The organism is Oerskovia flava (assembly GCF_026163685.1).
Lineage (GTDB): Bacteria > Actinomycetota > Actinomycetes > Actinomycetales > Cellulomonadaceae > Oerskovia_A > Oerskovia_A flava.
The window spans coordinates 1-18,998 of record NZ_JAOXSR010000001.1 but is presented as its reverse complement, the minus strand read 5'-3'; the positions used below and the strand labels follow the sequence as shown (position 1 = coordinate 18,998).

General features: G+C 73.3%; 14 protein-coding genes and 1 pseudogene. 3 read left to right on the top strand and 12 right to left on the bottom strand.

Annotation, left to right across the window (positions count from 1 at the left end; translation table 11 throughout):
* Positions 1 to 140: 140 nt before the first annotated feature.
* From OHL10_RS00075 to OHL10_RS00065, 3 genes are read right to left on the bottom strand one after another with little or no spacing between them, the layout of a single operon-like run.
* Positions 141 to 1,868 (bottom strand): FAD-dependent oxidoreductase, encoded by a 1,728-nt coding sequence (locus tag OHL10_RS00075; protein ID WP_265520114.1) that lies wholly within the window; start codon positions 1,866 to 1,868, stop codon positions 141 to 143.
* Positions 1,868 to 4,207, bottom strand: coding sequence for a molybdopterin oxidoreductase family protein (locus OHL10_RS00070; protein WP_265520113.1), 2,340 nt, complete (start codon positions 4,205 to 4,207; stop codon positions 1,868 to 1,870). The genes OHL10_RS00075 and OHL10_RS00070 overlap by 1 nt, the downstream gene beginning before the upstream one ends.
* Positions 4,208 to 4,216: 9 nt before the next feature.
* Positions 4,217 to 5,659: an MFS transporter gene (locus OHL10_RS00065; protein WP_265520112.1), complete on the bottom strand. Its 1,443-nt coding sequence runs from the start codon at positions 5,657 to 5,659 to the stop codon at positions 4,217 to 4,219.
* 250 nt (positions 5,660 to 5,909) lie between these two features.
* Between OHL10_RS00065 and OHL10_RS00060 the strand changes: the two genes are divergently transcribed.
* Complete coding sequence (locus OHL10_RS00060) at positions 5,910 to 6,257, top strand: hypothetical protein (protein ID WP_265520111.1); 348 nt, start codon at positions 5,910 to 5,912, stop codon at positions 6,255 to 6,257.
* Between the two features lie 234 nt (positions 6,258 to 6,491).
* On the opposite strand, the gene OHL10_RS00055 is transcribed toward OHL10_RS00060, so the two are convergent.
* The 7 genes from OHL10_RS00055 to hisC form a co-directional block, all read right to left on the bottom strand.
* Entirely contained in the window at positions 6,492 to 7,907 is a 1,416-nt protein-coding gene (locus OHL10_RS00055) for a dihydrolipoamide acetyltransferase family protein (RefSeq protein ID WP_265520110.1), read from the bottom strand.
* A 48-nt stretch (positions 7,908 to 7,955) separates the two neighbouring features.
* Positions 7,956 to 8,966 carry an alpha-ketoacid dehydrogenase subunit beta gene (locus tag OHL10_RS00050; RefSeq protein ID WP_265520109.1) on the bottom strand — a complete coding sequence of 337 codons (1,011 nt, stop codon included), beginning with the start codon at positions 8,964 to 8,966 and terminating at the stop codon, positions 7,956 to 7,958.
* The gene (gene pdhA, locus OHL10_RS00045) at positions 8,963 to 10,114 is read right to left on the bottom strand and encodes a pyruvate dehydrogenase (acetyl-transferring) E1 component subunit alpha (RefSeq protein WP_265520108.1); all 1,152 of its coding nucleotides are present in this window, start codon (positions 10,112 to 10,114) and stop codon (positions 8,963 to 8,965) included. The genes OHL10_RS00050 and pdhA overlap by 4 nt, the downstream gene beginning before the upstream one ends.
* Before the next feature lie 182 nt (positions 10,115 to 10,296).
* Complete coding sequence (locus OHL10_RS00040) at positions 10,297 to 10,587, bottom strand: DUF805 domain-containing protein (RefSeq protein WP_265520107.1); 291 nt, start codon at positions 10,585 to 10,587, stop codon at positions 10,297 to 10,299.
* Between the two features lie 273 nt (positions 10,588 to 10,860).
* On the bottom strand, positions 10,861 to 12,270 hold the full coding sequence (locus tag OHL10_RS00035; protein WP_265520106.1) for a DNA polymerase IV: 1,410 nt from the start codon (positions 12,268 to 12,270) through the stop codon (positions 10,861 to 10,863).
* 420 nt (positions 12,271 to 12,690) lie between these two features.
* Positions 12,691 to 13,395, bottom strand: coding sequence for a hypothetical protein (locus OHL10_RS00030; RefSeq protein WP_265520105.1), 705 nt, complete (start codon positions 13,393 to 13,395; stop codon positions 12,691 to 12,693).
* A gap of 259 nt (positions 13,396 to 13,654) precedes the next feature.
* On the bottom strand, positions 13,655 to 14,749 hold the full coding sequence (gene hisC, locus OHL10_RS00025) for a histidinol-phosphate transaminase (RefSeq protein WP_425498897.1): 1,095 nt from the start codon (positions 14,747 to 14,749) through the stop codon (positions 13,655 to 13,657).
* Positions 14,750 to 14,821: 72 nt separating this feature from the next.
* Between hisC and OHL10_RS00020 the strand changes: the two genes are divergently transcribed.
* Complete coding sequence (locus OHL10_RS00020) at positions 14,822 to 15,211, top strand: phage holin family protein (protein WP_265520103.1); 390 nt, start codon at positions 14,822 to 14,824, stop codon at positions 15,209 to 15,211.
* A 22-nt stretch (positions 15,212 to 15,233) separates the two neighbouring features.
* Here OHL10_RS00020 and OHL10_RS00015 read toward each other — a convergent pair whose 3' ends face one another.
* A complete protein-coding gene (locus OHL10_RS00015) occupies positions 15,234 to 16,796 on the bottom strand; it encodes a hypothetical protein (RefSeq protein WP_265520102.1) in 1,563 nt (520 codons plus the stop codon).
* A complete protein-coding gene (locus tag OHL10_RS00010; protein ID WP_265520101.1) occupies positions 16,793 to 17,140 on the bottom strand; it encodes a hypothetical protein in 348 nt (115 codons plus the stop codon). Before OHL10_RS00010 ends, OHL10_RS00015 begins: the two co-directional genes overlap by 4 nt.
* A 125-nt stretch (positions 17,141 to 17,265) precedes the next feature.
* On the opposite strand from OHL10_RS00010, the pseudogene purB reads away from it, so the two are divergent.
* Positions 17,266 to 18,747, top strand: a pseudogene (gene purB, locus OHL10_RS00005) (adenylosuccinate lyase); the annotation flags it as partial.
* Between the last annotated feature and the right edge of the window lie 251 nt (positions 18,748 to 18,998).

Genomic DNA, 18,998 nt, shown 5'->3' with positions numbered 1-18,998 from the left:
GTCGGCGGACGCGGCAGCGTCCACGCTGGGGTCGGGACTGGCCTGAGGTCCGGTCACGTCTGCTCCTGGGGGGTGGGTGGGCCGCGGTCACCGACGAGGATGCGCGGCCCGGGTGGAGAACGGGCTGGTGCTCGACGACGCTAGTGAGGCGCGATTTCCGCCCGGTGCCTCTCCGGTTGCCCGGTCGTAACGTTGTTCTCACGCGCCCCGCCGCCCGGCTGAGAGGACTGGTCCGGGTCGGCCGAGGCGAGCCAGTCGACCAGGCCGCACACGACGTCCTTGCAACCGCCGCACCCCGTGGTCGCCCGGGTCGCGGACGCGACGTCGGCGACCGTGCGGGCGCCCTCGCGCCAGCTCCCGACGATGTCGCCCTTCGTCACGCCGTTGCACGTGCACACGGTCGTGCGGTCCGGCATGTGCGTCGGCGTCGCCGCCGGCGCGGGCGCCTGGGCCACCGGCCGCAGCAGCAGGTGCGCCGGGTCCGCGGGGACGGGCGTCCGGCGCGAGTACGTCGCCGTGAGGTCCGCGCCGACGTCCGGCGCGCCCACGCACGTCGCGCCGACGAGGTAGCCGCCAGCGACCACGACCTCGACGTACCGGCCCGACGCCGGGTCGTTCAGCGCGAGGGTCCGGTGCGCCGGGTCGTGGTCCCGCCGCGCGCCGCACACGCCCATCGTCACGACCTCGAGGCCCACCGCCTTGAGGCGCACGACGTCCGTCCCGGGAGCGGGCGCCGGTGGGGCGGGCCGAGCCGGCGGGACGTCCGCCAGGGGCGCCGAGGGCGCGGGGTGCGGGCCGGCGGCGGGCCGGGTCACGACCCGGATCCCCAGCCGCAGCGCCATGCTCGGGCGGTCGGGGTCACCGAGCCGGACGTGCGGCACGGACCCGCGGCGCGCGCTCCGCGCCGGGACGCCCGTCGCGGTCGGGGCGGGCGCCGTCAGCCGGTCGGCGAGCCGGCGCGACTGGTCCCAGCCCTGGGCGATGAGCCCGGTGCCGCCCTCGGGCGGCTGCGCGCAGTCGCCGATCGCGACGACGCGCGGGTCGTCGGGGCTCGTCAGGTCGTGCCCGACGACGACGCCGCGCTCGACCGTCAGGCCGGCGGCCCGGGCGAGCCCCACCTCGGGGTCGGTGCCGCAGGCGAGCACGAGCAGGTCGGCCGCGAGCGTCGTCCCGGAGTCGAGCTCGACGCCCGTGACCCGGCCGTCGTCGACCACGACGCGGCGGGTGCGTGCCTGCGTCCACGACCGGACACCGAGGTCGGCGAGGGTGCCCTCGACCACACGCCCGGCCGCGACGTCGAGCTGGCGGTCCATGAGGCTCGCGCCACCGTGCACGACGTCGACCGCGATGCCTCGCCGCGCCAGCCCGCAGGCCACCTCGAGCCCGAGGACGCCGGCACCGATGACGACCGCCCGGCGCGCGTTGGCGCAGGCGGCGACGATCTCGCGGGCGTCGTCGAGGGTGCGCAGGGCGTGGGCGCCGGCGGGCAGGTGCTCGCCGGTCAGTCCGTCGAGCTCCGGGACGCGCGCCGTCGAGCCGGTCGCGAGCACGAGCGTGTCGTAGGGGTGCACGCCGTGGGCCGTGAGGACCGTGCGACGGTCCCGGTCGAGACCGATCGCCGGGGCGCCGCGGTGCACCGCGACCCGGTCGGCGCCGCTGCCCGCTCCGGGGAGCGTGAGGGCCGCGAGCTCGGCCTTGCCCGCGACGACCTCGCTGAGCAGGACGCGGTTGTAGGGCTCGTACTCCTCGGCCCCGAGGACGGTGATCGCCAGGGCTCCGTCGCGGTCGCGCGCGAGCAGGTCGTCGACGACGCGGGAGCCGACCATGCCGTTGCCGACCACGACGACCCGGTGCTGTGGGGGTGTCATCAGCGGTTCCTTCCTGCTCCGGCCGCGGCGGGCACGGCGCCCACCCTGCTCACGGTGCTCACGTCCAGCGCGCGGTCCCCGACCGCGCGCACGTCGACCGCGCACACCTTGAACTCGGGCATCCCCGAGATCGGGTCGGTCGCGTCGGTGGTGAGGCGGTTGACGCTGCCCACCCCGCTCCAGTGGAAGGCCATGAAGACGGTGTCCGGGCGGATCTTGTCGGTCCAGCGCGCGGGCGCCTCGACGGCGCCGCGGGCGGACGTGAGGCGCACGACGTCACCGTCCTGCAGCCCGAGCCGGAACCCGAGGATGGGGTGCATCTCGACGAACGCCTCGGGGACCGCCGTGTCGAGCTCCGTGACGCGGCGGGTCTGCGCGCCGGACTGGTAGTGCTGGAGCACCCGGCCCGTGACGAGGTAGACGGGGGCGTCCGGGCGCACGTCGTCGCTCGGGCCCACGTGGTCGACGGGGATCATGCGGGCCCGGCCGTCCGGCGTCGGGAAGCCGTCGAGGAAGAGCCGCGGGGTCCCGGGGTGCTCCGCGGGCGCACCGGTTGCGGACGGCTCGGCCTCGGCCGTCCCGGCCGCGGGGACAGGCCAGAAGAGGCCCGGTCCGCCCGCGGCCTCGTCGGCGTCGAGCCGCGCGTGGCTCAGGCCCGAGTAGTCCGCGACCCCGCCCGCCGACGCGCGCGCCATCTCGTCGAAGACCACCGCCGGGTCGGTCGGGAAGTCGACGGCCGACCCGAGCCGGCGGGCGAGCTCGGCGAGGATCCACAGCTCCGAGCGCGCCTCGCCGGGCGCCGGCACGGCCTGCCGACGGCGGATCACCCGCCCCTCGAGCGACGTCATGGTGCCCTCCTCCTCCGCCCACTGCGTCACCGGCAGCACGACGTCGGCGAGCAGCGCCGTCTCCGACGGGACGAAGTCGCACACCACGAGCAGGTCGAGGGACTTCAGCCGGTCCGCGACCCGGTCCGCGTTCGGTGCGCTGACGAGCACGTTCGAACCGTGCACGAGAAGCGCGCGCGGGCCGCCGGGCGTCGTCGCGGTCGCGGGCCGGGCCAGCGACTGCAGGAGCTGGACGGCGGGCTTGCCCGGGCCGGGGAGCGACGCCGGGTCGACACCCCACACGGCCGCGACGTGCGCCCGGGCCGCCGGGTCGTCGATCTTGCGGTAGCCCGGGAGCTGGTCGGACTTCTGGCCGTGCTCGCGCCCGCCCTGCCCGTTGCCCTGCCCGGTGATCGCGCCGTACCCGCTCCCGACGCGCCCGGGCAGACCCAGGGCGAGCGCGAGGTTGATCGTGGCGGTGACGGTCGCGGTGCCCTGGGTGGACTGCTCGACGCCGCGTCCCGTGAGCAGGTACGCGCCCGCTCCCCCGCCCGCCGGCGACGCCGCCGCGAGCAGCCGCGCCACCCGGCGCAGGTCCTCGGCGGGGACCCCGCACACACCCTCGGCCCGCTCGGGCCACCAGGCCGCGACCGACCGGCGCACGTCCTCGAACCCGGTCGTACGGGCCGCGAGGTACTCGTCGTCGGCGAGGCCCTCGGTGAGGACGACGTGCAGCAGGGCGAGCAGGACCACGAGGTCCGTCCCGGGGACGGGAGCCAGGTGCACCCCCTGCACGCCCCTGGCTCCTGGCCCCGTGACGTCGCCCGTGAGCGCGGCCGTGGCGCTGCGGCGCGGATCGACCACGACGAGCCCGCCCCGGTCCCGCACCCCCGCGAGGTGCTGCACCGACGGCGGCATCGTCTCCGCGAGGTTCGACCCGAGGAGCACGACGGCGTCCGCACCGCCCAGGTCCGCCAGCGGGAACGGCAGCCCGCGGTCGACCCCGAGCGCCCGGTTCGCGCCGGCCGCGGCGCTCGCCATGCAGAAGCGCCCGTTGTAGTCGATGTTCGCCGTCCGCAGCGCGGTCCGGGCGAACTTCCCGAGCGTGTACGCCTTCTCGTTCGTCAGACCCCCGCCGCCGAAGATCGCGACCGCGTCGCGCCCGTGCTCCGCCTGGATCGCCGCCAGCCGCGTCGCCACGAGGCCGAGCGCCTCGTCCCACGACGCCGGGTGGAGCTCGCCGTCCTCTCCCCGCAGCAGCGGGGTCGTGATCCGGTCACCGGCGCGCAGCACGCTCGCGCTCGTCCAGCCCTTCTGGCACAGCCCGCCCTTGTTGGTCGGGAACTGTCGGGGGGACACGACGACGGAGCCGGGCTCCGCCGTCGTGCCCTCCCCCGCGCACGACGGGGTGACGGCGAGGTCCATCGCGCACTGCAGGGCGCAGTACGGGCAGTGGGTCTGCGCGGTCGATGACGGCGGGACGTCGGGCGCGACGGGAGCGGCGGGGGTCATGGCACCGGCCTAGATCGTCGCCGCGGCCATCGCGGAACCGCGGCGCTGGTAGACGGCCCAGGTGACGAGGGCCATGACGGCGTAGACCCCGATGAAGACCCACAGGGCGGGGACGAGCGACCCGGCGAGGTCGTTCGAGACCGCGAACCCGCGGGGGATGAGGAACCCGCCGAACGCCCCGACCGCTCCCGCGATGCCGATGCAGCCGGCGGCCGCCTTGCGGGCGCGGGCCCGGGCCTGGTCCACCGCGGCGGGGTCGGACGCGAGGTCCCCGTCGAGGGCGGAGGCCGCCGCGCTGTGCACGAACACCGCGGGGATCATCCGGTAGGTGGCGCCGTTGCCGACGCCGGTCGCGACGAACAGCAGCAGGAAGGAGGCGAAGAAGAGGCCGAAGCTCCCGGTGCCGAGGGCCTGGATCGCGCCGAAGGCACCGACGGCCATCACCGCGAAGGAGGCGATCGTCACCCGCGCCCCGCCCACCTTGTCCGCGACGATCCCGCCGAGCGGGCGGGAGACCGAGCCGACCAGCGCACCGAGGAACGCGATGGACAGCGTCATCTCCGGGAACTGGTTCTTCAGCAGCGTCGGGAACGCGCCCGAGTAGCCGATGAACGACCCGAACGTCCCGATGTACAGGAACGAGATGATCCAGGTGTGCTTGTTGCGGGTCGCAGCGGCGAAGGAGCGCAGGTCCGCCTTGGCCGACGTGAGGTTGTCCATGTACCGCCAGGCGAGGAACGCGGCGAGGATGATGAAGGGGATCATCATGAGGCCGGCCCGCTCGAGGGCGATCCCGGCACCGACGACGATCACCAGCGGCACCGCGAGCTGGACCGCCGCGGTCCCGAGGTTCCCGCCCGCGGCGTTGAGGCCGAGCGCCTTGCCCTTCTCCTTCTCCGGGTAGAAGAAGGAGATGTTCGCCATCGAGGAGGCGAAGTTGCCGCCGCCGACACCCGCGAGGGCCGCCACGAGCAGCAGCACGCCGAACGACGTGTCGGGGTTCTGCACGACGATCGCGAGCGTGACCGTCGGCAGCAGCAGGAGCAGCGCGGACACGATCGTCCAGTTGCGCCCGCCGAACAGCGGCACCGCCAGGGTGTAGGGGATGCGCAGCGTCGCACCCACGAGGCTCGGGACGGCGATGAGCCAGAACTGCTGGTCCACCGTCAGCACGAACCCGGCCGCGCCGAGCTGCGGGACGACGATCGACCACAGCGCCCAGACCGCGAAGCCGAGGAACTCGGCGAAGATCGAGATCCACAGGTTCCGGTTCGCGACCTTGCGGCCACCGTCACGCCAGAACGTCGGGTCCTCGGGGTCCCAGTGGTCGATCCACCGGCCGCTGCGGTGCACCGGGCGGGCGACGGCGGCCGTCTGCCCGGTGTCCGGGCTCGCGGTGGTCGTCGTCGGAGGCTGCGTACCGTCGTCGGTCGTCGTGGGCGTCACAGGCATGGCGGCTCCTCGGTGGGTCCGGACGGCGAGGTCCGGACGGGGTCCCGTTCAGTACCCCAGACGCTAGGAAGCGCGTGTTTCACCGGTGCACGCGGGCCGTAAACCTCGTGTGAGGAAGTTCGCACACCCCGCCCCGGGCGACTGTGAGAGGAACGGGACCACGCAGGCGAGAACTCGAGCAGGAACCGTCGCCACACGCCCGTCATCCGACAGGCTTCTCTCGACGTTCCTGACGCGGCAGGATGTGCCCGTGGAGCACCTCGTTGACCTGGATGTCCTCGCGGATCGAATGCGATCGGGCATCGAGGAGTGGAACTACGTTGCCTCGGTGGGACCGCTGACCTGGCGGGACGAAGCGGCTGCGTGGCCCCACCCGATTACACCTGACCGCTCGAGCGTGCAGGTTCCGGAGTCGTTGGGGTTCACGCTGCGCAAGCACGCACTCGACGACGAGTTCGAGATGGTGGTCTGGACGGGCGGCTGGGCCGATGTCGACTACCTGCTCGACGACGAGGTCTACACCTTCTGCCCCGAGTTCCGGGACGTTGACGGCGCGTACAGGGCCGTGGTCAAGCAGGTCACGGGCTTTCTCGCCTAGGACGCGCGCAGCCAGGTGCTCGCCGCGGCGTACTCGTTCGCCGACGTCGAGGGCACTCCTCCAACCGGACTCGCATGTTCCGCGGGCTGCGACCGGTACAACCTGCGGCCTAGATCCGGCACGATCTGCGGTTTGGGATCGGGCCACCGCGCGGCTGCTCGCCGGGCGATGTCGACGATTGCCAGGTCGGAGAGCCCGGCTCGCTCCAGGCCCGATGCGCCGACTCGGGTGTTGTCAGCCCCAGACCAGGCCCTGTGCGGGATCCTCCAGCACGCGCGCGACGTCGGCCAGGAAGCGTGACCCCAGGGCGCCGTCCACCAGCCGGTGGTCGAAGCTCAGTGCGAGCTGCGTGACCCAGCGCTTGCGGATCTTGCCCTTGTGCACCCACGGCTGCTGCCGGATCGCGCCGAACGCCAGGATCGCGGCCTCTCCGGGGTTGAGGATCGGCGTGCCGGTGTCGATGCCGAAGACACCGACGTTCGTGATGGTGATCGTGCCGTCGCTCATGTCCCGCGGCGACGTCCGGCCGGCCCGCGCGGTCGCGGTGAGGTCGGCGATACCGCGGGCCAGGCCGAGCAGGTCGAGCCGGTGGGCGTCCTTGATGTTCGGCACGACGAGACCGCGCGGTGTCGCGGCGGCGATGCCGAGGTTCACGTAGTGCTTGTAGACGATCTCCCGCGCCTCGTCGTCCCAGCTCGCGTTGATCTCCGGGTGGCGGTTCACCGCGAGGAGCATGGCCTTCGCCGTGACGAGCAGGGGGGTGACACGCACGTCGGCGAACTCGCGGTCCTCGCGCAGCTTCCCGACGAGCTTCATGGTGCGCGTGACGTCGACCGTCTGGAAGACCGTGACGTGCGGGGCGGTGAACGCGCTCGCCACCATCGCCTCGGCCGTGCGCTTGCGCACCGACTTCACCGGGACGCGGGTCTGGCGGCCGTCGGGCGTCACGCCGCCGGACTGCAGCCACGGCTCGTCGCCCTCGTACGTCGCGAGCGAGCGCGCCTCGCCCAGCTCGTGGTGCGCCACGACGTCCTCGCGGGTCACGATCCCGCCCGGCCCGGTGGCGTGGACGCCCGCGAGGTCGACGCCGAGGTCCTTGGCCAGCTTGCGCACGGGAGGCTTGGCGAGCACGACGACGGCCCGCGCGTCGGGCAGGACGGTGGGCGCGGCGGCAGGCAGAGCAGCAGGCGCGGCGGCAGGCCGCTCCGTGGGTGCCGAGGCGGGGGCGGGCTGCGCCTCCGGGGTGCGCCGCCGACGTCGGGCCGTGCCCTGCTCGACCGTGCCGTACCCGACGAGGACGGACCCGCTCGACGCGGCGGCCGACCCGTCGGCCGGCTTCTCGGCGGGGACCGCGGCAGGCTCCGCGGCGGGGGCCGCGACCGGCGCCGCGGGCGCGGCACCTCCGGGGTCGGTGTCGACGACGATGATGGGGACGCCGACGTCGACGGTCGTGCCCTCAGCGACGAGCAGCTCGCTGACGACGCCTGTGAACGGCGAGGGCAGCTCGACGAGGGACTTCGCCGTCTCGATCTCGACGATCGTCTGGTTGACGGTCACCTCGTCGCCGACCGCGACGTGCCAGTGCACGATCTCGGCCTCGGTGAGCCCTTCGCCGGCGTCAGGGAGCTTGAACTGCTCGAAGGTGGGCACTGCTGCTCCTCGGGGTGGGGGACGATCGGGTGGCGCCGCGCGCCGGGGTCAGAAGCCGAACGCGCGGTCCACGGCGTCGAGCACACGGTCGAGGCTCGGCAGGTAGTCGTGCTCGATCTTCGCGACCGGGTAGGGCGTGTGGAAGCCGCCGACCCGCAGCACGGGCGACTCGAGCGAGTAGAAGCACTCCTCGGTCACGCGCGCGGCGACCTCGGCCCCGCTGCCCAGGAACGTCGGTGCCTCGTGCACGACGACGCAGCGTCCGGTCCGGCGCACCGAGCGCACCACGGTCTCGGTGTCGAGCGGGGAGATGCTCCGCAGGTCGACGACCTCGATGCTGCGGCCTTCGGTCGCCGCGGCGGCGGCGACCTTCAGGGCGGTCGAGACCGTCGGTCCGTAGGCGACGAGCGTGAGGTCGGTGCCCTCTCGCACGACGCGCGCCCGGTCGAGGGTCTCGTCGCCCGACGAGCGGGTGAGGTCGACCTCGCCCTTGTCCCAGTAGCGGCCCTTCGGCTCGAAGAACAGCACCGGGTCGGGCGAGGCGATGGCCTCCTGGATCATCGTGAACGCGTCCTGCGGGGTGGACGGCGACACCACCCGCAGGCCGGCCGTGTGCGCGAACAGCGCCTCAGGGCTCTCGCTGTGGTGCTCGACCGCGCCGATGCCGCCGCCGTAGGGCACACGCACGACGACGGGCAGCATGAGCCGGCCGCGCGAGCGGTAGTGCATCTTGGCGAGCTGCGTCGTGATCTGGTCGTAGGCCGGGAAGATGAAGCCGTCGAACTGGATCTCGCACACCGGCCGGTACCCGCGCAGCGCGAGGCCGATCGCGGTGCCGAGGATGCCCGACTCCGCGAGCGGGGTGTCGACCACCCGGTCCTCGCCGAAGTCCTTCTGCAGCCCGTCGGTCACGCGGAAGACCCCGCCGAGGGCGCCGATGTCCTCCCCCATGAGCAGGACCTTGGGGTCGGTCTCCAGGGACCGGCGCAGGCCCTCGTTGATCGCCTTGGCGATCGTCAGCGTCGAGCTCGCCGGAGCCCCGGACGTCGTGTCGCTCACCGAGCGCCTCCCTGTGCCGCGCCGCCCGCGTCCGCGAACGACGTCTCGTACTCCGCGAACCACGCCTGCTCCGCCGCGACCGTTGCGTGCTCGCTGGCGTAGACGTGGTCGAACATCGACGACGACGGCGGCGCCGTGAACCCGCGCACCGTCTCGCGCAGGCGCTCGCCGAGCGCGTCCGACTCGGCCTGCAGGTCCGCGGCCCAGCTCTCGTCCCACGCGTCCTCGGAACGCAGCAGCACCGCGAGCCGGTCGATCGGGTCGCGCTGGCGCCAGTAGTCCTCCTGGGCGGCGGAGCGGTAGCGCGACGGGTCGTCCGACGTCGTGTGCGCACCCATGCGGTAGGTGTAGGCCTCGACGAAGGTCGGCCCGCCGCCCGAGCGGGCGCGCTCGAGCGCCTCGGCGGTCACGGCGTAGCAGGCGAGGACGTCGTTGCCGTCGACCCGCACGCTCGGCACGCCGAACCCGTCACCGCGGCGCACGAGCGGCACCCGCGTCTGCTTCGAGGTCGGCTCGGAGATGGCCCACTGGTTGTTCTGGCAGAACAGCACCACGGGCGCGTTGTTCACGGCCGCGAAGACGAGGGCCTCGCTGACGTCGCCCTGGGACGTGGCGCCGTCGCCGAAGTACGTGACCACCGCGGTGTCCCGCTCGGGGTCGCCGGTGCCGACGAGTCCGTCGCGCTGGACGCCCATCGCGTAGCCGGTCGCGTGCAGCGTGTGGGAGCCGATGACGAGCGTGTACAGGTGGAAGTTGTGCGCGGTCGGGTCCCAGCCACCGTGGTCGACGCCCCGGAAGAGCCGCAGCACGTCCGCCAGGTCGACCCCGCGCGTGTGCGCGACGCCGTGCTCGCGGTAGGACGGGAACGCGTAGTCCTGCGGGGCCATCGCTCGGCCGGAGCCGATCTGCGCGGCCTCCTGCCCGAGCGACTGGGCGAAGAGCCCGAGCTCGCCCTGGCGCTGCAGGGACGTCGCCTCGGTGTCGAAGCGGCGCACGAGCACCATGTCGCGGTAGAGGTCGCGCAGCGCGGCGGCGTCGAGGTGCGCGACCCGCTCGCGGTACGCCGCGTTCTCGTCGGTGGTGACCCGAACCCCCTCGGGGGTGACGAGCTGGACGAGCGGGGCGCCCTCGTCGGGGTGCTGGTTCACGCGATCTCCTTCGCTGCGACCCGGGGATGCGCTCCCGGCCCGCTCGGGGGCAGTCCACGATCGTGTCGATCGAACCTACGTCTCCGTAGCCTACGCAAGCGTAGGCTACGCGGCCGTAGGTTGGGGAGTCACGGCTCGTCCCAAGGTCTGCCCGACGTCGTTGGAGGAATCCTCCAAGCGGCTCACCCCGCCGGGGGCTGCTGCCCCGGACGTGGCGCGTGCGCCCAGGTGCGGAAGTTCTCGACCTCGCGCACGACCGGCCACTTCGAGAACGCGAAGACCAGGAACATCACGACGTTGAGGATCGGCACGAGCGCGACGAGGATCCACCAGCCCGAGTACCCGGCCTTCTGGATGATCCGGATGTACGCGATGACGACGACGAGCCAGACCACGATCCACACGACGATCGCCGCCGGCCCCACGAGCCACCCGTAGTCGTCGACGAGCTGGTCGTACGGAGGAATGTCCATGGGCGCGAGTCTTCTCCGAAGCCGCGGCGAGGGCAACAGGTGGCGACGGCCGCCTCGGTCGGGCGCCGCGACGCACGACGACACCTCGTCCGCCATCGGGACGCAGAGAGGTTGGCACGGGCCAGGACCGGGAGAACGATCATGACGACCAACGTGCTGCCAGTGCGATCCAGGACAGTACGTGCGCGGAGACCGCACCGCGCACTTCTTCTCAGAGGAGATCTCGTCGATCCTCGAGGCCTGACGGGGCGAGACGATCTGTCTGGCGGCAGGCTACGTGCCGTCGTTCGGGGCCAGGTCCCGTACCGGCTCGCCGTCGGGGCCGAGCGGGCCCACCAGGGTGAGGCTCTCGACGTCGGGGTCGACCCAGCGCTGGTAGCCCGGTCCGGTCCGTGCGGTCTCGAAGCGTGTCGCGATGCGCCTGTCGAGGCCCACGCGCACGACCCATCCGCGCCCGTCGGCCTCGGTCTCCACGTCCAGCCCTGGTGCCACGTTCGCCGCCGTCGCCCGCACGGGACCCTGTACGGTCGGCACAGCCGCCTCCTCATCGCGGGCCGGCCGCTCCGCAGGCACCGGGTCGCCGTCTTCGTCGAGCTGGAGCATCATCTGCGCGTGCTCGGACAGGGCATGGAACGAGACCCCGAGCAGCCGCACCGGCTCGGCGACGTCAGCGAGCCCGAGCGCTCGGTGCGCGGCGGCCCGCAGCGCCCCCTCGTCCGACGTCGGGCGCGGCAGGGTCACCGACCTGGTCACCGTCGTGAACGCAGCCGTGCGGACCTTGACCACCACGGTGCGCGCCGCGACCGCATGCCGATCCAGGCGGGCGAGCGCGGAGTCGACGACCCGGTCGAGCGCCCCGGAGATGGCCCTGCGCCCGTGCAGGTCGGTGTCGAACGTGTGCTCGGCGCCCGCGGACTTGCGCTCGCTCACCGTCGTCACAGGGCGGTCGTCCCAGCCGCGCGCGATCCGGTAGAGGTTCGTCCCGCCGGCCTCGCCAGCGACCATGAGCAGCGTGTCGAGCGGCTGGCGGCGCAGGTCGGCCACGGTCCGCACCCCGAGCTCGTCGAGACGAGCGGCGGACACCGGGCCCACGCCCCACAGCGCACGCACCGGCAGCGCCAGCAGGAACCCGTCCTCATCGGCGGGATCCACGACCCGCACCCCCGCAGGCTTGGCGGCCTCTGAGGCGAGCTTCGCGACGAGCTTGGACCGGCCCAGCCCGATCGAGACCGACAGGCCGCTCAGTTCGCGTGCCCGCTCCCGGATCCGCAGCGCGACGTCCGTCAGGTCGGCACCCGCTGCGACAGCGGTGTCGAGATCGGCGAACGCCTCGTCGATGCTGACCGGTTCGACCAGGTCGGTGACCTCGCGCAGCGCACGCATGATCTGCGCGGAGTAGGCGGCGTACGCCTCGAAGCGCGGTACGACGACCACGGTCGACGGCGGACACAGCCGGCGGGCCTGCTCCATCGGCATCGCCGACCGCGCGCCGTACTGCCGGGCCTCGTATGACGCGGTCGCGACGACGCTGCGCGGCCCGACCCCACCGACGAGCACCGGACGCCCCCGCAGGGACGGACGCTGGTGCTGCTCGACGCTCGCGAAGAACGCGTCAGCGTCCAGGTGCACGACGGTCGCGCGACCACGCATCACCGGGGCGCGCGGCACACGCTCAAGGTTCACCCCACCACTGTGCCCCCACACCCCGACACACGCGCGCAGCGATCTCGTCCAGGTGCACCGGGCGCCGCCACACGTCCCAGCCGACATGCACCTGGTGGCCATGGACGCGTTCCGAAGTGCGCCCCGGCGACCTTCTCAACGAGCAATGAGGCAGCACCGCACCTCGCTGTACGCGTGTCGAAGGACACCAGAGTCGCGATGATCCAAGATCTCGTCGATGCTGCCGTCTACTGACGACGCGCTCTCGCTCATGGTTGCGGCGGTCGACGACCGCGACGTCAGTAGCCTCACGATCCGAGCCGACCCGCTGGCCCGCGCGACTGGCGATCGCGACACGCTTCGCGCACGGATTCGCACGGAGGACGATGCCGACGAGTCCGTGGTCGAGCGACGATGGTCAGAGACCGTCCACGAGAACTGTCACCGGTCGGCGCGTTTAGTCTCCCAGTAGTCGAGCGTGACCACCCATGGCAGCGGCAGCGCCGCCCGCAGGTCGGCGAGCAAGCGGTCTGCTTCGGCACGGTGCTCGGCGGCGAGATCGTGGTCGTCCCAGCCGTCGCTGTGGTCGTAGTGGGCGTTGAAGACCTGTGCCCACCGGCGAAGTCGTGTCGCGAGGTGGTCGTCGAGCAGCTCGTTGAGCTCGTCGGCCACTTCGGAGGATGCCGGCCACAGTGGCCAGTCCGCTGTGTAGTCGTTCATCAGCCGCACTGCGTACGGGTAGGTGTGCGACTCGCCGCGCGGCGACGTCGCGGTACCCAGGGTGAAGACCGTGCCCGACCGCGGCGCCACGGCGAACCAGCGCGCGTCAGGCGGCACCGTGCTCAAGAGCTCGCCCGGGGCCTCTTCTTGCCTCGACTGGTCGGCGCCGGAGTCGCGCTCGGACACGCCGGCGCGCAGTGGTTCCAGCGCGGCTTCCAGGGCGTCGATCCTGGCACGAAGTGCGTCCCGTTCTTGGGGCGCGAGGCGTCTGAACTGCAGGTTGAGGACCGCCGTCTCCTCGTCGGGCGTCACGCCTTCCAACGGCAACGGGTCGCCCGCGGCGATCGCCGCGGCGACCTCACGCCATCGAGACTGTGCCAGAGCGATCGCGCGCAGGATCCGCAGTTGCGCCTCGAGCAGCTCCACGTCCGATTGCGTCCTCCGGTGATCCCCCATGGGGTCACAGTAGTTCCGGCGCGACGCACCGACAGCGGTTCGATCTCGTGCTCTTGCCCGGCTCAGCGTGGTGGACGTTTTTGGAGCGTGAGCGGGGATGGGTTGTTCAGCGGCCCGTAGGCGATGTTGCCGCTGTCGATCCCCTGAGGGACCGGTCTCCTGACCGGGGTCCGAGGGGACGATCGTCACGATCTACACGTTGGTCGACCACACCAGGTCGAGCCGCCGATCAGCGCCAGGTCGCCGCGACCTGCAGGAACAGGTCGTTCGCCTCCCGCTCGCCGACGGTGACGCGCAGCCCTTCGCCGGCGAACGGGCGTACGAGCACACCGGCGGCGGCCGCCTCGGCCGCACGTGCCGCCGTCCGCTCCCCGAGGTCGAACCACACGAAGTTCGCCTCCGTCCGCGGCAGGTCCCAGCCCTGCTGGGCGAGGCCGTCCACCAGACGCGTGCGCTCGGCGACGAGGTGCTCGACCCGCTGGGCCAGCTCCTCGTGCGCCCCGAGGGACGCGATCGCGGCCCGCTGCGCGATGTGCGAGACACCGAACGGCGTCGACACGGCCCGGATGCCGGCCGCCAGGCGAGGGCGCGCCACCGCGTAGCCGACCCGCAGGCCCGCGAGGCCGAACGCCTTGGAGAACGTACGCAGCAGCACGACGTTGGGGTGCGCGGCGAGCACGTCGAGACCGTCCGGGACGTCCGGGTCGCGGACGAACTCCAGGTACGCCTCGTCGAGGACGACGAGCACGTCCGAGGGCACCTGCGCGAGGAACGCGTCGAGCTCGTCGCGGTGCACGACCGCCCCCGTCGGGTTGTTCGGCGTGCAGACGAGCACGACGCGCGTGCGGTCGGTGATCGCGGCGGCCATCGCCGGGAGGTCGAGGCGGCCGTGGTCCGCACCGGTGAGCAGCGGGACCCGCACCGCGGTCCCGCCGGCGACCGCGACGGCGATCGGGTACGCCTCGAACGACCGCCAGGGAAAGACGACCTCGTCGCCGGGCTCGACCACCGCGGCGAGGACGTGCGCGAGCGCCGCCACGGAGCCGTTGCCGACCACGACCTGGTCCGCACCGACGCTCATGCCCTCGCGGCTCAGCGAGGTCGCGATCGACTCGGTCAGCTCGGTGGCGTACATGTCGGGGTAACGGTTGACGTCGGCCGCCGCGTCCGTGATGGCCACGAGCACCGACGGCAGCGGCGGGTACGGGTTCTCGTTCGAGGACAGCTTGAACGCGGCGGCGCCGGGCCGCGAACGGGCGCCGGGCACATAGGCCGGGAGCGCGGCGACGACGGGGCGGAGGGGGACGCGGGGTTCGTGGGCCACGGCCCACAGCATGCCACCGCTGCCGTCCGCCCGGCGACGCGAGCCGTGCACCCGGATGGCAGGATGTCCGCCATGAGCTTCGTCATCCGCGTCCTTGTCACCGCGCTCGCGATCTGGCTCACGAGCCTGTTCATCAGCGACCACTTCTCGATCGTCGGCTCCGACACCCCGGGCGGTACCGCCGTCGTGGTGATCGCCGTCGCCCTCATCTACTCGTTGGTCAACGCGATCGTCAAGCCGATCGTGCAGCTGTTGTCCCTGCCGCTCTACATCCTCACGCTGGGGCTGTTCACCCTCGTGGTCAACGCCCTCATGCTCATGCTCACCGCCTGGATCACGGAGCAGACCGACTGGGGCATCCGCATCGAGGGCGGGTTCTGGTGGGCGCTGCTCGCCGCGCTGATCATCTCCCTGATCAACTTCCTCGTCACGACCGTCGTCCCGGCGGGCCGCAAGGACTGACCTCGCCGTCGCGCCACGCTGCTCATCGGGGAACGGTGAGCAGCGTGGTCGGGAGCGTGGAGCGCGTGACGAGGCGGCCGGCGTCGCTCAGTGCGGCGGTCGGGTCGGGCACGAGCGTCCCGCGGTAGTAGCGGGTCGCGACCCGCTCCCCCGCGACGCTGCGCTCCACGGCCGCCAGGTTCTCCGCGAGCCCGGCGTGCCCGATCCCGCGGGCGTCGGTGAGGGTCTGCACGTGGTGCGGGACGCCGTGCGGCACGGCCGGTGGCACGACCTCGCCGCGTGCGAGCGCCCGGGTGGCGTCCGCGTGCACGGTCACCTGGTCGGGTGTGGCGACGTTGGGCCGTCCGTCGAGGTTCGACACGCCCTCCTGCCGGTTCTCCACATGGGTGCCGCGCACGCCGTCGGGCAGCCGCACGCCCCCGATCGGCGCACCGGCCGTGACGACGTGGGACACCGCGTACCGCGGCCGGTCCCGCGCCGGGCCGGACACCGCGGCGGCCACCGCCGCCGCGACCATCCCGCCCTGGCTGTGCCCCACGAGCACGACCTCGTCGTCCTCGTCGATCCCCGCGTGCGCCATCGCCCCGAGCACGAGCTGCGCGCTGTCGGACAGCTCACCGCTCACCAGGTCGTAGTTGGACGTCATGCCGAACGGGGTCCCGGTCCGGCCGAGCTGCGTGCCGGGGATCGTCACCACCCAGGCGCGGGTGCCGTCGTCGTGCGCGATCTCCTCGACCGCGACGACCGAGTGCGGCAACGAGTTGTCCTTGCCGTACACGGTGTCGATCCGGCGCAGCAGGTCCTCGGCGGTGCGCGGCGCGGGCAGGTCGACGTCGTCCGGCAGGTGCTCGCCGACCAGCGGGGTCACGAGGACGTCGTCGCGGTAGAGGCCCCGGTGCGGCTGGCTGAGCAGGCGCAGGACCGCGGCACCGTTCGCGACGCCCGGGGCCGCGAGCAGGTCCCGGTCCGGGTCGGCGAGCCCGAGAGCCGCGCTCGTGCTGCGCATCGCCGCCTCCTGGACGTCGCCCGTCGCCGTCACGTACAACCCGGGCTGCAGGCCCTCCCCCCGCAGCAGGCCGCCGGCGACCTCCCAGCTCCCCTTCCAGAACAGCGCGTGCAGCCCCATGCCCGGCCACGACGCGACCGTCGCGAAGAACGCGTCCATCCCGCTCGTGCGCGCGGCGTGCTCCGCCGCCGTCTCGCTCAGCCCGTACAGCCCGACGGCCTTGAGCATCCGGTCCGCGACGTCGACCAGCACTGCGGACAGCTCGTGCAGGTGCCCGACGGCGGTACGCACCGCGTCCTGCGCGGCCGAGCGGGCGGCGGCGAGCGCGGGCGACCACGGTTCCGGGCCGAGGTAGCCGCTGTCCGGCCAGGATCGGAGCGCGCTCCCGCCGAACCCACCCCCGAGCAGGTGCAGGGCGGCGTTCGCCCGGGCGACGGCGTCGTCCACCTGCCCGGCCGCGTCCCGCAGCACCCGGGCCTGTGCCAGCACCCGGTCGGTGTCGACCGAGGTGCGCCCGCCGCTGATGGTGATCACCGCCGTCGGGTCCACCGGGGCGCCACCCCACGCCGCGCGCGTCACCGACCGGCCCCTCCGGCCAGTACCGCGGCCTGGCGCTCGGCGGCCAGCACCTCGAGGTAGCGGCCCGACACGAGGGCTGCCTCCTCGACGGCGTACCCCGCCGTGCGGGCGCGCCGCACGATCTCGGCGAGCTCACGGCGGTAGCCCTCGGCGGCCTGCCCCGCCCAGTCGACGTCGCCCGCAGCGGCGGTCCGGGCGGACGCGCCGTCCACGAGCGCGGCGGCGTGGCGCAGGTCGGGCCGGGGGTCCTCGCTCGCTCCGTACCCGACGGGTGTGCACCGCCCTGGGCCGGTCCCGTCACTGGTCAGGTGGCCCGTCACGTGGTGGGTCGTGGTGCTCGTCATGCGCCGACCGTAGGAACCCGGGCACCGCCGCTGCGTCCGCACACGGGTGGACTGTGGACGTGGGTCGTGGCCGCCGGGCTGTGCACGACGAGACGTCCCGCCCCGGGCGGGACGCGCGTGGGAGAATGACGCACGTGTCCGCCACGAACGACGCCCCCGCCCCTGCCCGCACCCGGCTCGCCGACGCGACCCCGCCGATCGCGCTCGGCCCGCTCGACGGCCGCTACCGCGGCGCGGTCGCACCGCTCGTCGACCACCTGAGCGAGGCCGCCCTCAACCGCGAGCGCCTCCACGTCGAGGTCGAGTGGCTCATCACGCTGTGCACCGGTGTCCCGGGGGTCACGGACGGCCCGGTCGTGCCGGGTGCGCCGGCGCTCTCGGACGCCGAGCAGGCGTACCTGCGGGCGATCGTCACCGACTTCGACGCCGACGCGGTCGCCGAGCTCGGCGCGATCGAGCGCGAGACGGTGCACGACGTCAAGGCCGTCGAGTACTTCATCAAGCGTCGCCTCGTCGCGGCGCCCGAGGCGCTCGGTCCGGACACGGTGCTGCCGTCCGTCGGGGAGCTCGTGCACTTCGCGTGCACGAGCGAGGACGTCAACAACCTGTCGTACGCGCTCATGGTGCGCGGCGCCGTCGTCGACGTCTGGCTGCCCGCCGCGACCGCGCTGGCCGACCAGCTCGCGGACATGGCGCGCGAGCTCGCCGAGGTCCCGCTGCTGAGCCGCACGCACGGCCAGCCGGCGACGCCGACGACACTCGGCAAGGAGGTCGCGGTCCTCACCCACCGGCTGCGCCGTCAGCTTCGCCGGATCGACAGTGCCGAGTACCTGGGCAAGCTCAACGGTGCGACGGGCACGTACGGGGCGCACGTCGTCGCCGTCCCCGGGGTGGACTGGCCGGCGGTCTCGCGGCACTTCGTCGAGGGCTTGGGCCTGACCTGGAACCCGCTGACCACGCAGATCGAGTCGCACGACTGGCAGGCCGAGCTCTACGCCGACGTCGCGCGCTTCAACCGCGTCCTGCACAACCTCAGCACCGACGTGTGGACGTACATCTCGCTCGGGTTCTTCACGCAGATCCCGGTGCCGGGCGCGACAGGCTCGTCGACCATGCCGCACAAGGTGAACCCGATCCGCTTCGAGAACGCCGAGGCGAACCTCGAGATCTCGTGCTCGCTGCTCGACACGCTCGGTGCGACGCTCGTGACGTCCCGCCTGCAGCGCGACCTCACGGACTCCACGACGCAGCGCAACATCGGCCCCGCGTTCGGCCACTCGCTCCTCGCGATCGACAACGTGCGCCGCGGCCTGAAGGCCCTGGCTGCGAACGCCGACCTCATGGCCGAGGACCTCGACGCCAACTGGGAGGTGCTCGGCGAGCCGATCCAGTCGGCGATGCGCGCGGCGTCCGTCGCGGGCGTGCCCGGCATGGAGAACCCGTACGAGCGGCTCAAGGAGCTCACGCGCGGGCACCGTCTGACGGGCGACGAGATGCGCTCGTTCGTCAAGAGCCTCGGCCTCCCCGACGACGTCACCGCCCGCCTCACCGCCCTCACCCCGGCCACCTACACGGGCCTGGCCGCAGCTCTGGTCACAACCCACCTAGCCTGGACTGGGGGGGGGGGGGGGGGGGGGCGGGGGGGGGGGGGGGGGGGGGGGGGGGGGGGGGGCGGGGGGGGGGGGGGGGGGGGGGGGGGGGGGGGGGGGGGGGGGGGGCGGGGGGGGGGGGGGGCGGGGGGTCGTTCGCCGCCATCTTGGCGAGCATGGCGTTGTACTCGCCGAGCTCGGCGTCGCCGTCACGGTCCGCCTGGCGGTCGCGGCGGCGGGCGTCCCGTTCGTCGGACCGGGTCCAGCTG

Excerpts from the sequence above, each read along its gene's own strand:
- OHL10_RS00075 (WP_265520114.1), bottom strand. The coding sequence starts at position 1,868 with ATGACACCCCCACAGCACCGGGTCGTCGTGGTCGGCAACGGCATGGTC.
- OHL10_RS00070 (WP_265520113.1), bottom strand. The coding sequence starts at position 4,207 with ATGACCCCCGCCGCTCCCGTCGCGCCCGACGTCCCGCCGTCATCGACC.
- OHL10_RS00065 (WP_265520112.1), bottom strand. The coding sequence starts at position 5,659 with ATGCCTGTGACGCCCACGACGACCGACGACGGTACGCAGCCTCCGACG.
- OHL10_RS00040 (WP_265520107.1), bottom strand. The coding sequence starts at position 10,587 with ATGGACATTCCTCCGTACGACCAGCTCGTCGACGACTACGGGTGGCTC.
- OHL10_RS00020 (WP_265520103.1), top strand. The coding sequence starts at position 14,822 with ATGAGCTTCGTCATCCGCGTCCTTGTCACCGCGCTCGCGATCTGGCTC.
- OHL10_RS00010 (WP_265520101.1), bottom strand. The coding sequence starts at position 17,140 with ATGACGAGCACCACGACCCACCACGTGACGGGCCACCTGACCAGTGAC.